Raw genomic sequence first — 14,332 nt, 5'->3', positions numbered from 1 at the left:
CCTCCCTTTACTTTCCTAAACAGAATTGAGAGAATAACTGATCAATCAAGCTTTCATGAACAGCATCTCCTATAATTTCACCGAGCTGTTCCCAGCAGCGTGTTAAATCTATTTGAACAATGTCGATCGGTACGTCCATTGCAATTCCTTCAAGAGCATCCTCAATTGATTGTTTTGCTGCCTGAAGGAGAGCAATATGCCTTGTATTACTTACATACGTTAAATCTCCACTTTCAATTGATCCAGTGAAGAACAGTGATTGAATCGCCATTTCTAGCTCATCAATGCCCTTTTCTTGTAATAATGATGTGGTGACCACCGGACGATCCTTCGCTAACTGCTTGACCTTTTCTACATCAAGCTTAGGCTCAAGGTCTGTCTTATTCACAATTACGATGATATCCATACCTGAGACAGCCTCAAAAAGCTTCATATCTTCTTCTGATAATTCTTCGCTATAATTGAGCACAAGTAAAATCAGGTCAGCTTCTTTTAAGACCTGTCTAGATCTTTCAACCCCTATACGCTCAACAATGTCCTCAGTCTCACGTATACCCGCAGTATCGACTAGACGAAGAGGTACACCTCTTACATTCACATATTCCTCAATGACATCTCTCGTAGTTCCAGGAATATCTGTGACAATCGCCTTTGTTTCCTGTACAAGACTATTCAGCAAGGAAGACTTTCCAACATTCGGCCTTCCTATAATCACAGTGGATAAGCCCTCTCGAAGAATTTTCCCCTGCTGAGAGGTCGAGAGCAGCGACTCAATTTCTTTTTTGACCGATGTCGCTTTTTCCACTAAAACGCGATGTGTCATTTCTTCAACATCGTCATACTCAGGGTAGTCAATATTGACTTCAATATGCGCCAGTGTTTCTAGGATCTCGCCGCGCAACCGCTGTACCAAACCGGAGAGGCGTCCCTCCATTTGAGTGATTGCTACATTCATCGCACGATCAGTCTTTGCCCGAATCAAGTCCATAACAGCCTCTGCTTGCGAAAGATCTATTCTTCCATTTAAGAAAGCACGTTTTGTGAACTCACCTGGCTCTGCTAATCTTGCCCCTTCTCTTAAAGCAAGCTGCAATACTTTATTGACCGTTACAATTCCGCCATGGCAGTTAATCTCAATAACGTCTTCTCTCGTAAATGTTTTTGGCGCTCGAAGTACTGACACCATGACCTCTTCTATTACTTGATCAGTCCTTGAATCCACAATATGACCATAATGAATTGTATGAGAATCCACTGATACAAGTTTTTTCTCCTTAGGCCCTTTATACATCCGATCAGCGATCTGTACCGCCTCAGGCCCGCTTAAACGAATAATCGCAATTGCTCCTTCACCCATCGGTGTAGAAATGGCTGCAATTGTATCCATCGCTCAATCACCTCTTTCTCTACTTAATAGACAGTCTTTTATCTATTAAATGGACGCTGTCCATCTCTATATCAAAAACGCTTAATCCAAAATTTAAAGATACCATAAATGAAAGCGAAGTGAAAGTATCCCATATCTAATTATCCACAGCTTTGCATCCTATCTATTTTAACACTTAACTTATCCACATGTGAATAACGACGTTCTCAACTTATCTTCACATCTTACACCCAAATCCAATAAATTTAAACGCCCCGATCCCTTTGCTTACTTGTAAAAATGGCGTTTTCCACTCATATCACACACTAATTTTTTAGAAATAAAGGATGAATCTTCTATAGAAAGACAATTTTTCAATAAAAAAAGACTAAAATCCAGCTTTGCTGAATCTTAGTCTTTCTGTTATTTTTTATACAGCACCACAACATGACGCTTGCTGCCTGTATCTTCCGATGCCGTTGCAAGTTCTTTAGAAAATGCGGCGATCGTATCATGAATTACTTTTCGTTCATTCGAAGGCATTGGTTCTAAATGAACCTTTCTCTTCGTTTTTAAAACTCTGTTTGCTGTCTTGACGGCATATTGTTCAAGTGCTTCTTGTCGCTTCTTCCTATAATCTCCAATATCAATGGTAATATGATGATACTGATCAGAATAGCGATTAAACACTAACTGTACCAATGTTTCTAAAGAGTACAAAGTTTGTCCTCTTTTTCCAATCATTAATGACGTTTTATCTCCATCAATGTGGAAAGAAATCTTTTTCGGTTCCTGTTTGGAAACAATCTTTGCTTTAGGATCAATTGATTTAACAATATTTTCTAAATACTGTGTAGCTAATTTAAGAGCATTTCTCTTTTCTATCAACTTGACTACAGCTTGTCTTTTGCCAAATAATCCTAAGAACCCTTTATTTCCTTCATCAACTATTGTGATATCTACTTCTTCTTTTAGAAGCTGCATTTGTTTAAGTCCGGAATCTACTGCTTCTTCGATTGTGCGACCGACAGCAGTTATTTCCTTCATTTTTTATTCCCGCCAGCTTTTTCTTTTGTATCTAATTTTACTTGAGGAGTTTTAATCACTAATGTTTGGATGATCATGAAAATGTTACCTACAACCCAGTACAATGAAAGTGCTGCTGGGAAACTAATGGCAAATACAATGATCATAATCGGCATAACCCATAGCATGATAGCCATTTGGGGGTTGTCCGAAGGATTTCCAGCCATCATCAGCTTTTGCTGAATGAAAGTAGCTACCCCCGCAATGATCGGTAATAGAAACAATGGATCTGGACTGCCTAAGTCAAACCATAAGAATGTATGCTTTTTAATTTCTGCTGTTCTCATAATCGCATGATAAAAACCAATTAGGATTGGCATCTGAATTAAAATCGGGAAACAACCAGCTAATGGATTGACGCCATTTTTTTGGAAAAGGGCCATTGTTTCCTGCTGAAGCTGCTGCTGAGTTTTTTGGTCTTTAGAGCTATATTTTTCACGAAGCTTTTTCAATTCAGGCTGCAATGCTTGCATTGCTTTTGTACTTCTTAACTGCTTAATCATTAATGGTAAAATGAGCAAGCGGATTAACAGTGTCACAATAATGATCGCAACCCCATAGTTTTCACCAGTCAAATTTGCCATGTACGTGATTAATTGAGATAGGGGGTAAACTATATAAGAGTTCCAGAATCCCTTACTATCTGATGTGATTGGTTCATTAATTTGTGTACATCCTGCCAATAGAACCAATGCGCCAATCAAGCTAAATATTAGTAATAATCGCCTTTTCAACAAGATTCCTCCCATTACTTCAAACTTTATTTAAGTTGGAATTGATTACGAAAGTGACTCACCTAATCAGTATGGTAACATTTTTTCATTACAAAGTGGTGGTTTCATTTTAATTCACTAGATGAAGGAAGCGCTTTTAAAAATAGATTCAACGAAAGTTTCTATTACGAAGACTTTTTCGGTTGTTGTTGATAAACAGCGGATTTTCTAAATAAATGTTGGAGAGACTTCTTTGTTTCTTCAAAGGTCAATTCACTTGCTGGTTTTCTCGCAATGACAATGTAGTCTTTTTCTTGCTTTAACTTATGACCTTCCTCTAAAAACACCTGGCGGATCAGTCGTTTAATTCGATTTCTCATCACGGCATTACCAATCTTCTTACTGACAGACAATCCCAAACGCAGTTCATCTTGATTTGGTTGATCCAGCTGGTAAATAACGAATTGGCGATTCGCCATTGATTGACCTTTTTTGAACACTTTTTGAAACTCTTCATTTTTTTTTAGCCTGTTTCGCTTCTTCATGTTTTCTTCCACTCCGATAAAAACTGACAGTTCATTTACGATTTTATGTAAAAAAGACCACTGACATTATTCAGTGGCCTAAGCTGATAATTTTTTTCTACCTTTGCTGCGGCGTCGCTTTAAAACTAGACGTCCGTTTTTAGAACTCATACGGCTGCGGAAGCCATGAACTTTACTACGCTTACGGTTATTTGGTTGAAACGTTCTTTTCATTTATGACACCTCCCTGAGGAATAGCTGTTTAAGACAGTCTAACTCATTATATTTGTGTAACCCATCGATTGTCAATATCAATGATAAAACTCTTATTATCAACCTTATAAGCATAACATAATTTATCAAACGAAGAAACCTTCTTTTTCAGTTTCCAGCATTTTATTCTTTTTTTCCTCCTAAAAGACCTCCAAAACAAGGGTGTGGATATTTTTGCGGCATATTTAGACTATCCACATCCATTATCGACATTTTTTTCACACAAATAACCGATGTGGATAATTATTTTTCAACAGGATGTAAAGTGTGTGGATAAGTTTGTGACACCCATTGCGCCTTCTTGTTTATTTTGATATTATATTTGTGTTTTAACTCTTAATTACTTATCTGACCCATTTGCGTTATCCACAAATTGTGGATAAGCTGTGGAAAGATATTACACAGGCTGTTGAATTGTTTATCCACAGACTGTGTAATTTGTCGAAAAGACGTTTTTCTACTATATTATTTGTTTTCAACAACGTATGTGCACGAATGGTGATGACCATTTGCTCTTTTTCGTGTTCTATAACAGTTTGATACTGGTCATTTTAAAAAGAAAAGGAGGGGGGAGAAGCCTTATGGAAAATATTTTGGATCTGTGGAATAAAGCACTTCAAAAAATAGAGACAAAGTTGAGCAAACCCAGTTTTGAGACATGGATGAAATCGACAAAAGCCCATTCTCTTCAAGGCGATACGCTTACAATTACGGCACCTAATGAATTTGCTAGAGACTGGCTGGAATCAAGATATCTCCACTTAATTGCTGATACCATCTACGAACTGACAGGTGAAGAGCTCAGCATTAAATTTATTATTCCTCAAAATCAGGATGAAGTAGAAGCCATGCCAAAGTCTCCAATTAAAAAAATGTCTAAAGAAGAGGCCGTTGATATTCCACAAAATATGCTGAATCCAAAATATACATTTGATACTTTTGTTATTGGTTCAGGCAACCGATTTGCGCATGCCGCTTCACTTGCAGTTGCGGAAGCACCGGCAAAAGCATATAATCCGCTCTTTATTTATGGGGGCGTTGGTTTAGGAAAGACTCACTTGATGCATGCGATTGGTCATTATGTCATCGACCATAATCCATCAGCCAAAGTGGTCTATCTATCATCTGAAAAATTTACAAATGAATTTATCAACTCAATCCGAGACAACAAAGCTGTCGATTTCCGTAATCGCTATCGGAGTGTAGATGTGCTTTTGATAGATGATATTCAATTTTTAGCAGGAAAAGAACAAACACAAGAAGAGTTTTTCCATACATTCAACACACTTCACGAAGAAAGTAAGCAAATCGTCATTTCTAGTGACCGGCCGCCGAAAGAAATTCCGACACTTGAAGACAGATTACGCTCTCGATTCGAATGGGGCTTAATCACAGATATTACCCCGCCAGATTTAGAAACACGTATTGCAATTTTGCGAAAAAAGGCAAAAGCAGAAGGCTTAGACATTCCGAATGAAGTCATGCTTTATATCGCCAATCAAATCGACAGCAACATTCGTGAACTGGAGGGTGCTTTGATTCGTGTCGTTGCTTATTCTTCTTTAATTAATAAAGACATCAATGCGGATCTAGCAGCTGAGGCGCTAAAGGACATCATTCCTTCATCAAAGCCAAGGGTCATTACAATTAAAGATATTCAAAGAATTGTAGGGCAGCAATTTAATATTCGCTTAGAGGATTTCAAAGCGAAGAAACGTACGAAGTCAGTTGCTTATCCAAGACAAATTGCTATGTATCTCTCTAGAGAAATGACCGATTCCTCTCTGCCTAAAATAGGAGAAGAATTTGGAGGTCGTGATCATACGACTGTCATCCATGCTCATGAGAAGATTTCTAAATTAATCGTTGAAGATGAACAGCTTCAGCAGCATGTGAAAGAAATCAAAGAACAATTAAAATAACCAAGCTGATATAATAAGTACGGGAAAATGTGAATAACTAGACCATAGTCATGCACAGTCTGTCCACATGTGGATAGGCTGTCTTTCCTTTCTATTTACCGACTTATCCACATATTCACAAGCCCTACTATTACTTCTACGATTTTTATTAAATAAAATATATATACATGTCATTAAGAAAATTTAGGAGGACCACTATGAAATTCACGATTCAAAAAGATCGTCTTGTCGAAAGTGTCCAAGATGTATTAAAGGCCGTATCCTCTAGAACAACGATACCTATTTTGACGGGGATTAAAATTGTTGCATCTGATGAAGGGGTTTCTCTAACAGGAAGCGACTCCGATATCTCAATTGAATCCTTTATTCCTCAAAGAGATGGAGATTTAGAAGTAATCACGATTGATCGTACAGGGAGTATTGTGCTTCAGGCCCGCTTCTTTAGTGAAATTGTGAAGAAACTGCCAATGGCTACTGTCGAAATTGAAGTAGAACAAAATCACCTCACCATCATCCGATCTGGTTCAGCGGAATTTAACTTAAACGGCTTAGATGCTGAGGAATATCCGCATCTGCCGCAAATTGAAGAGCATCATGCATTTCAAATTCCGACAGATTTGCTTAAAAACTTAATTCGTCAAACCGTTTTTGCAGTGTCCACCTCAGAAACACGACCTATCTTGACAGGTGTAAACTGGAGAGTAGAAAAAGGTGAATTAATATGCACAGCGACGGATAGCCACCGTCTTGCTTTAAGAAAAGCGAAGTTGGATATTGACGAGGAAAGCTCATACAATGTCGTGATTCCAGGGAAGAGTTTAACGGAGTTAAGTAGAATCCTTGATGACGGACAAGATCTTGTGAGTATCGTAATTACAGAAACGCAAGTTCTCTTTAAAGCACAAAACGTGTTATTCTTCTCAAGATTGCTGGATGGTAATTATCCAGACACAGCTCGCCTGATCCCTCAGGAAAGTAAAACGGATGTCGTGGTCAACACTAAGGAATTCCTTCAAGCCATTGACCGTGCATCACTTTTGGCAAGAGAAGGACGCAATAATGTCGTAAAGCTGTCAGCCGATCCTGAACAAAGCCTTGAGATTTCTTCTAATTCACCTGAGATCGGTAAAGTAGTCGAAACGGTTCAAGCAGATGACATTAAAGGGGAGGACCTCAAAATCTCCTTCAGTCCAAAATATATGCTGGATGCGTTAAAAGTATTAGAGGGAACAGAAATTCATGTAAGCTTTACTGGTGCCATGAGACCGTTCCTGTTGCGCACGCCAAATGATGATTCAATCTTGCAGTTGATTCTTCCAGTAAGAACATATTAATTCAATCTAAAATAGCTGCTGTGTGAGTGTACAGCAGCTTTTCTTCTCGTTTACCATGCTTTCTTTCATCCCAGTTCGCTTTCCCCCTTTCCTTCTTGTCTTGTTTTTTAGTACAATTAGATATTAGTGATATTGAAAGAGGTCGATACAATGCCTAATCTTATAACCATTGAGAAAGAAATGATTACATTAGGGCAGTTTTTGAAATTAGCCGAAGTCATCCAATCTGGCGGAATGGCGAAATGGTTTTTAAGTGAACATGAGGTGTTCATTAATCAAAAGCCAGATAATAGACGGGGACGAAAACTATACCCAGGAGATGTTGTCGAGATAGAAGGTTATGGCACATTTCAAGTTGTGAATTAGAAACGGGTGACAATACATGTACATTCAAAGTCTGGCGTTAACTTCATACCGAAACTATGAACACACCGAGCTTCAATTCGACAACAAGGTGAATGTCATGATCGGTGAGAATGCCCAAGGTAAAACGAACTTGATGGAAGCGATCTATGTATTGTCGATGGCAAAGTCGCATCGTACGTCAAATGATAAAGAACTTATCCGATGGGACCAAGACTATGCTAAAATAGAAGGTAGAGTCATCAAAAAAAATGGTCCACTCCCAATGCAGCTCGTGATTTCAAAAAAAGGGAAAAAGGGCAAGGTCAATCACATTGAACAACAGAAGCTCAGTCATTATGTTGGTGCGTTAAACACCATCATGTTTGCACCAGAGGACTTAAGTCTTGTGAAGGGCAGCCCGCAAATCCGCAGAAGATTCCTCGATATGGAGATTGGACAAGTTTCTGCTGTCTACTTGCACGATTTATCGCTCTATCAAAAAATCCTCTCTCAGCGGAATCATTACTTGAAACAATTGCAGACAAGAAAGCAAAAGGATCAAGCGATGCTGGAGGTTTTAACAGAGCAGTTGATTGATGCGGCAGCGAAAGTTGTCAAAAGACGACTGACTTTTACGAAACAGCTCGAGAAATGGGCGCAGCCGTTGCATCTTGGCATTTCTAGAGATCTAGAAACACTCACGCTCCAATACCAGACGGCGATAGAGGTATCAGAAGCGTCAGACTTGTCGAAAATAAAGAATAGCTATGAAGAATCGTTTCAGAAACTAAGAGACAGAGAAATAGACCGAGGAGTGACACTGTGGGGACCTCACAGAGATGACCTTCTTTTCTTTGTGAATGGTCGGGATGTTCAGACATATGGCTCTCAAGGGCAGCAAAGAACAACAGCTCTTTCACTAAAGCTGGCAGAAATTGACCTGATACATGAAGAAATCGGAGAATATCCCATTCTTCTACTCGATGATGTGTTATCTGAACTTGATGATTACAGACAGTCTCATTTGCTTCATACCATTCAGGGACGTGTACAGACCTTCGTCACCACAACAAGTGTTGAAGGCATCGATCACGCCACCTTGAAAGAAGCGGAAATTTTCAGAGTAGCCAGTGGAAACGTAATTGACTGATAAATGAGGTGTGAGTCTTGTATATTCATTTAGGTGATGATTGTGTTGTTTCTACACGAGAGATTGTCGCAATTGTTGATTACAAAATGAGGTCGTCTTCTGTTGTAGAAGAGTTTCTCCAAAAACAAGAAGAACAAATCATTTCGTTATCACAAGGAACACCCAAATCCATCGTCGTCACAACTAAATCTGTTTATTACTCTCCTCTTTCCTCAAGCACGCTCAAAAAACGTGCTTCATTTGTGATTGAAATTGAAGTCTAAAAGCTCAATTCATATAAATATATCGTTTAAGAAAAGTGTAGGTGAATGTACGTGGCAATGGAACAGCAACATAATAGTTATGATGAAAATCAGATACAGGTGCTCGAAGGACTAGAAGCTGTTAGAAAACGTCCAGGAATGTACATTGGGTCAACCAGTGCAAAAGGACTTCACCATCTTGTATGGGAAATTGTCGATAACAGTATTGATGAGGCATTAGCTGGTTATTGTACAGACATTACAGTGCAAATTGAAAAAGATAATAGCATTACAGTGAAAGATAATGGCCGCGGGATTCCGGTTGGGATTCATGAGAAAATGGGACGTCCTGCTGTAGAGGTCATTATGACTGTTCTTCACGCTGGCGGTAAGTTTGACGGCAGCGGTTATAAAGTATCTGGCGGTCTGCATGGTGTAGGGGCGTCTGTTGTAAATGCGTTATCCACCACCTTAGACGTGACCGTATATCGTGACGGGAAAATTCATTATCAACAATTCAAACGCGGTGTACCAGCTGGAGATTTAGAGATCATTGGTGAAACAGATGTTACAGGGACAACCACTCATTTTGTGCCAGATCCAGAAATTTTTACTGAAACCATTGAATTTGATTACGACACACTTGCCAATCGTGTACGTGAGTTAGCCTTCTTAACAAAAGGTGTTAACATCATCATTGAGGATTTACGCGAAGGCAAAGAGCGGAGAAATGAATACTGCTATGAAGGCGGTATTAAGAGTTATGTAGAACATTTAAACCGCTCGAAAGAAGTCGTTCATGAAGAACCCGTTTACATCGAGGGTGAAAAAGACGGAATCACTGTTGAAGTTGCATTACAATACAATGATTCCTATACAAGCAATATCTATTCTTTTGCTAACAATATCAATACGTATGAAGGCGGAGCACACGAAGCAGGCTTTAAAACAGGTCTGACGCGTGTCATCAATGATTACGCTCGTAAAAATGGCGTATTCAAAGATGGAGACTCGAATTTGAGCGGTGAAGATGTGCGAGAAGGCTTAACAGCCATTGTCTCCATCAAACATCCAGATCCTCAATTCGAAGGACAAACGAAGACAAAGCTTGGGAACTCAGAAGCAAGAACCATTACCGACTCCCTTTTCTCTGAAGCACTTGAGAAATTCCTCTTAGAGAATCCTGATGCTGCAAAGAAAATTGTGGAGAAAGGTGTTATGGCAGCTCGTGCAAGAATGGCTGCCAAAAAGGCACGTGAGCTGACAAGACGTAAAAGTGCACTGGAAGTCTCCAGCTTACCGGGGAAACTGGCGGACTGTTCTTCTAAAGATCCTTCCATCTCTGAACTCTATATCGTAGAGGGAGATTCTGCGGGCGGATCTGCTAAGCAGGGTCGTGATCGTCACTTCCAAGCCATTTTACCGCTAAGAGGAAAGATCCTAAACGTTGAAAAAGCACGACTAGATAAAATCTTATCTAACAACGAGGTTCGTTCTATGATTACAGCGTTAGGAACTGGAATCGGTGAAGACTTCACTTTAGAGAAAGCTCGCTATCACAAAGTTGTGATCATGACGGATGCGGATGTCGATGGTGCCCATATTCGCACGCTGCTCTTAACATTCTTCTATCGCTATATGCGTGAAATCATTGAAAACGGTTATGTGTATATTGCGCAGCCACCTTTATTTAAAGTGCAGCAAGGTAAACGTGTTGAGTATGTGTATAACGATAAACAGCTAGATGAGCTGCTAAAGACATTGCCTCAAACACCAAAACCTGGACTTCAGCGCTATAAAGGTCTTGGAGAGATGAACGCAACTCAGCTTTGGGAAACAACAATGGATCCTGGTGCGAGAACACTTCTTCAAGTTACACTTGAGGATGCAATCGATGCTGATGAGACATTTGAAATGCTCATGGGAGATAAAGTAGAGCCGAGAAGAAACTTTATCGAAGAAAATGCGCAATACGTGAAAAACCTTGATATTTAGATAAATCCCTTCTGAGAACAACCTTATTTCTTGTTTGGAATAAGGTTGTTTTTCAAGAAATAGGGTCGTGTAACCAATGTCCTGTTTTTCCGTGTTTTCGTTGATTTTCTAGTAAATAAATGTGTATAAAGACGAGATTATTGATATAATGGAGAATAGTCTTGTGAAGATAAATACATATTTTACTCCCACATAATTTATTTCATGTGATACGTAAAGGGAGGTTCTTATAGTGAGTGAACAACATACACCAAATGTACGCGAAGTGAATATTAGTCAAGAAATGCGTACGTCCTTTTTAGATTATGCGATGAGTGTGATTGTGTCGCGTGCATTACCAGATGTGCGAGACGGATTAAAGCCCGTGCATCGAAGAATTTTGTATGCGATGAATGACCTAGGTATGACAAGTGATAAACCATTTAAGAAATCTGCACGTATCGTTGGGGAAGTTATCGGTAAGTATCACCCTCACGGTGACAGCGCTGTATACGAAGCGATGGTTCGTATGGCGCAAGACTTCAACTATCGTTATATGTTAGTTGATGGTCATGGAAACTTTGGTTCAGTCGATGGAGACGGAGCAGCGGCGATGCGTTATACCGAGGCGCGTCTATCTAAGATTTCTATGGAAATCCTCCGTGATATCACTAAGGACACCATTGATTATCAAGATAACTATGACGGCAGTGAAAGAGAGCCAATGGTGATGCCTGCAAGATTCCCGAACTTATTGGTCAACGGAGCGACAGGAATTGCTGTAGGAATGGCGACCAATATTCCGCCGCACCAATTAGGTGAAGTGATTGATGGGGTATTGGCCATCAGTCAAAACCCGGAAATGACCACACAGGAGCTTATGGATATCATCCCAGGGCCAGATTTCCCAACAGCAGGTCAAATCATTGGCCGAAGTGGTATTCGAAAGGCGTATGAAACAGGGCGCGGCTCTATTACATTAAGAGCAAAATCGAATATTGAGGAAACATCTAGCGGTAAACAGCGCATTGTTATCAATGAGATCCCGTACCAAGTCAACAAAGCCCGTTTGATTGAAAAAATTGCTGATCTTGTGCGTGATAAAAAGATTGATGGCATTACAGATTTGCGTGATGAATCAGATCGTAATGGTATGCGTATTGTCATTGAACTGCGTAGAGACGCAAATGTCCATGTTCTATTAAACAATCTTTATAAACAAACGACACTTCAAACGTCATTTGGAATCAACTTATTAGCACTTGTTGATGGACAGCCGAAAGTCTTGTCCCTCAAACAATGTCTTGAGTATTATCTAGAGCATCAAAAAGTGATCATTCGCAGAAGAACGGCGTATGAGCTGCGTAAAGCAGAAGCAAGAGCACACATTTTAGAAGGCCTCAGAATTGCTCTTGACCACTTAGATGAAGTCATTGCTTTAATTAGAGGCTCTCAAACTGCGGAAATTGCGAGAAATGGTTTAATGGAAAACTATAGCTTGTCTGAAAAACAGGCACAGGCCATTCTTGATATGCGACTTCAGCGTTTGACTGGTCTAGAACGAGAAAAGATAGAAGATGAATATAAAGGACTTGTTGATTTGATTGCTGAATTAAAAGCCATTTTAGCAGACAATGAGAAAGTACTTGAAATCATTAGAGAAGAATTAACAGAAATTAAAGAACGCTTCAATGATACGCGCCGTACTGAAATTGTGACAGCGGGGATTGAAACAATTGAAGACGAAGATTTGATTCCTGTTGAGAACATCGTGATTACGCTGACGCATAATGGTTATATCAAGCGTCTCCCTGCATCAACATACCGCAGTCAAAAAAGAGGCGGTAAAGGTGTCCAAGGAATGGGGACCAACGAAGATGATTTCGTTGAACAGTTGATTTCAACATCGACCCACGATACGATTCTCTTCTTCTCTAATAAAGGGAAGGTTTATCGTGCGAAAGGGTATGAGATTCCTGAATTCGGACGGACAGCGAAAGGGATTCCGATCATTAACCTTCTTGAAGTAGAAAAGGGAGAATGGATCAACGCCATTATTCCAGTAAGCGAATTTGATGAAAATTCGTATCTCTTCTTTACAACAAGACACGGTGTATCAAAACGGACGACATTGTCTCAGTTTGCTAACATTCGAAACAACGGTCTTATCGCTCTCAGCCTTCGTGACGAAGATGAACTGATGGCTGTTCGTTTAACCAATGGAGAAAAACAAATCATCATTGGAACGAAAAAGGGAATGCTGATCCGTTTTGACGAGACAGATGTTCGTGAAATGGGACGTACGGCAGCTGGAGTGAAAGGTATCACACTTTCCGAAGATGACATTGTCGTAGGCATGGAAATCCTTGAACCAGATGCAAACGTATTGATTGTAACTGAAAAAGGATATGGTAAACTAACCCCTGAAAAAGAATACCGTGTTCAAAGTCGTGGCGGTAAAGGTCTTAAAACGTGCAAAATCACTGATAACAATGGTCCACTTGTCACAGTGAAGGCAACTAATGCTGAAGCCGAAGAAGACTTGATGATTATTACAGGAAGCGGTGTAATCATTCGTATGGCCGTTTCTGACATTTCGACAACAGGTCGAGTCACTCAAGGTGTCCGCCTAATCCGTCTCGGTGATGAGGAACATGTTGCTACAGTGGCGTTAGTTGAACAATCAGAAGAAGACGATGAAGAGATTACTGAAGAGAACGTAGAAAATATAGAGTCAGATCAAGAGCAATCTGAGTAAAAATAAAGCCGGTTCTTCACCGGCTTTATTTTTTTTGAAAAAACATCACTTTTTTTGAAATTTATAATGCTTTTTTCATAGATATGTGTTAATCTTTCAAAGGAGCAAAAAGAGGCTCTATTTTTTATCTCTTTCTAAATAGAAACTTCTTAAAAAAACAAAATGTTTTTCAAGAAAAATGTTGACTGTTGATAGAGATATATGATATATTTAAGTGGTCGCTTTAAGAGAGTGGCACACAAGTTCTTTGAAAACTAAACAAGACAAAACGTACCTGTTAATTCGAGTTTTTATAAAAAAATCCTATGATATATCATAGGTAGTCAGTCAAACGCTGACGAAAAACAAAACTTCGGTTTTGTACTTTTTCGGAGAGTTTGATCCTGGCTCAGGACGAACGCTGGCGGCGTGCCTAATACATGCAAGTCGAGCGGACAGAAGGGAGCTTGCTCCCGGATGTTAGCGGCGGACGGGTGAGTAACACGTGGGTAACCTGCCTGTAAGACTGGGATAACTCCGGGAAACCGGAGCTAATACCGGATAGTTCCTTGAACCGCATGGTTCAAGGATGAAAGACGGTTTCGGCTGTCACTTACAGATGGACCCGCGGCGCATTAGCTAGTTGGTGGGGTAATGGCTCACCAA

At 39.7% G+C, this 14,332-nt stretch carries 12 protein-coding genes and 1 rRNA gene; 8 read left to right on the top strand and 5 right to left on the bottom strand.

What is annotated here, in order from left to right:
• Window positions 1-7: 7 nt before the first annotated feature.
• The 5 genes from mnmE to rpmH all read right to left on the bottom strand — a co-directional run bounded on the left by mnmE (window position 8) and on the right by rpmH (window position 3,923).
• Window positions 8-1,387, bottom strand: coding sequence for a tRNA uridine-5-carboxymethylaminomethyl(34) synthesis GTPase MnmE (mnmE, locus tag C6W21_RS09930; RefSeq protein WP_106056220.1), 1,380 nt, complete (start codon window positions 1,385-1,387; stop codon window positions 8-10).
• A 402-nt stretch (window positions 1,388-1,789) separates the two neighbouring features.
• Window positions 1,790-2,413, bottom strand: coding sequence for an RNA-binding cell elongation regulator Jag/EloR (gene jag / locus C6W21_RS09925; protein ID WP_106050233.1), 624 nt, complete (start codon window positions 2,411-2,413; stop codon window positions 1,790-1,792).
• Window positions 2,410-3,192 (bottom strand): YidC family membrane integrase SpoIIIJ, encoded by a 783-nt coding sequence (gene spoIIIJ / locus C6W21_RS09920; protein WP_095117972.1) that lies wholly within the window; start codon window positions 3,190-3,192, stop codon window positions 2,410-2,412. Before spoIIIJ ends, jag begins: the two co-directional genes overlap by 4 nt.
• 158 nt (window positions 3,193-3,350) lie before the next feature.
• On the bottom strand, window positions 3,351-3,710 hold the full coding sequence (gene rnpA / locus C6W21_RS09915; RefSeq protein WP_003214983.1) for a ribonuclease P protein component: 360 nt from the start codon (window positions 3,708-3,710) through the stop codon (window positions 3,351-3,353).
• Between the two features lie 78 nt (window positions 3,711-3,788).
• A complete protein-coding gene (rpmH, locus tag C6W21_RS09910) occupies window positions 3,789-3,923 on the bottom strand; it encodes a 50S ribosomal protein L34 (RefSeq protein ID WP_008360908.1) in 135 nt (44 codons plus the stop codon).
• 620 nt (window positions 3,924-4,543) lie between these two features.
• Here rpmH and dnaA point away from each other — a divergent pair.
• From dnaA to C6W21_RS09870, 8 genes are all read left to right on the top strand, one after another.
• Entirely contained in the window at window positions 4,544-5,884 is a 1,341-nt protein-coding gene (dnaA, locus tag C6W21_RS09905; protein WP_106050232.1) for a chromosomal replication initiator protein DnaA, read from the top strand.
• A 197-nt stretch (window positions 5,885-6,081) separates the two neighbouring features.
• Entirely contained in the window at window positions 6,082-7,218 is a 1,137-nt protein-coding gene (gene dnaN, locus C6W21_RS09900; RefSeq protein ID WP_106050231.1) for a DNA polymerase III subunit beta, read from the top strand.
• Window positions 7,219-7,368: 150 nt separating this feature from the next.
• On the top strand, window positions 7,369-7,584 hold the full coding sequence (gene yaaA / locus C6W21_RS09895; RefSeq protein ID WP_106050230.1) for a S4 domain-containing protein YaaA: 216 nt from the start codon (window positions 7,369-7,371) through the stop codon (window positions 7,582-7,584).
• A gap of 16 nt (window positions 7,585-7,600) precedes the next feature.
• Window positions 7,601-8,713, top strand: coding sequence for a DNA replication/repair protein RecF (gene recF / locus C6W21_RS09890; RefSeq protein ID WP_106050229.1), 1,113 nt, complete (start codon window positions 7,601-7,603; stop codon window positions 8,711-8,713).
• 17 nt (window positions 8,714-8,730) lie between these two features.
• Window positions 8,731-8,976 (top strand): extracellular matrix regulator RemB, encoded by a 246-nt coding sequence (gene remB / locus C6W21_RS09885; RefSeq protein WP_024718423.1) that lies wholly within the window; start codon window positions 8,731-8,733, stop codon window positions 8,974-8,976.
• A gap of 57 nt (window positions 8,977-9,033) precedes the next feature.
• The gene (gyrB, locus tag C6W21_RS09880) at window positions 9,034-10,950 is read left to right on the top strand and encodes a DNA topoisomerase (ATP-hydrolyzing) subunit B (protein WP_106050947.1); all 1,917 of its coding nucleotides are present in this window, start codon (window positions 9,034-9,036) and stop codon (window positions 10,948-10,950) included.
• Window positions 10,951-11,182: 232 nt separating this feature from the next.
• Window positions 11,183-13,687, top strand: a complete 2,505-nt coding sequence (gene gyrA / locus C6W21_RS09875; protein ID WP_106050228.1) for a DNA gyrase subunit A — start codon at window positions 11,183-11,185, stop codon at window positions 13,685-13,687.
• 365 nt (window positions 13,688-14,052) lie between these two features.
• Window positions 14,053-14,332 (top strand): 16S ribosomal RNA (locus C6W21_RS09870); the annotation flags it as partial.

The organism is Bacillus sp. NMCN1 (genome assembly GCF_002998085.1).
In the GTDB taxonomy this organism is placed as follows: domain Bacteria; phylum Bacillota; class Bacilli; order Bacillales; family Bacillaceae; genus Bacillus.
This window is presented reverse-complemented; position numbering and strand designations above follow the sequence as displayed.

Bases quoted from the DNA above. Each gene is read 5' to 3' on its own strand.
- rpmH (WP_008360908.1), bottom strand. From the start codon at position 3,923: ATGAAAAGAACGTTTCAACCAAATAACCGTAAGCGTAGTAAAGTTCAT.
- dnaA (WP_106050232.1), top strand. From the start codon at position 4,544: ATGGAAAATATTTTGGATCTGTGGAATAAAGCACTTCAAAAAATAGAG.
- recF (WP_106050229.1), top strand. From the start codon at position 7,601: ATGTACATTCAAAGTCTGGCGTTAACTTCATACCGAAACTATGAACAC.
- gyrB (WP_106050947.1), top strand. From the start codon at position 9,034: ATGGAACAGCAACATAATAGTTATGATGAAAATCAGATACAGGTGCTC.
- rnpA (WP_003214983.1), bottom strand. From the start codon at position 3,710: ATGAAGAAGCGAAACAGGCTAAAAAAAAATGAAGAGTTTCAAAAAGTG.
- dnaN (WP_106050231.1), top strand. From the start codon at position 6,082: ATGAAATTCACGATTCAAAAAGATCGTCTTGTCGAAAGTGTCCAAGAT.
- yaaA (WP_106050230.1), top strand. From the start codon at position 7,369: ATGCCTAATCTTATAACCATTGAGAAAGAAATGATTACATTAGGGCAG.
- jag (WP_106050233.1), bottom strand. From the start codon at position 2,413: ATGAAGGAAATAACTGCTGTCGGTCGCACAATCGAAGAAGCAGTAGAT.
- mnmE (WP_106056220.1), bottom strand. From the start codon at position 1,387: ATGGATACAATTGCAGCCATTTCTACACCGATGGGTGAAGGAGCAATT.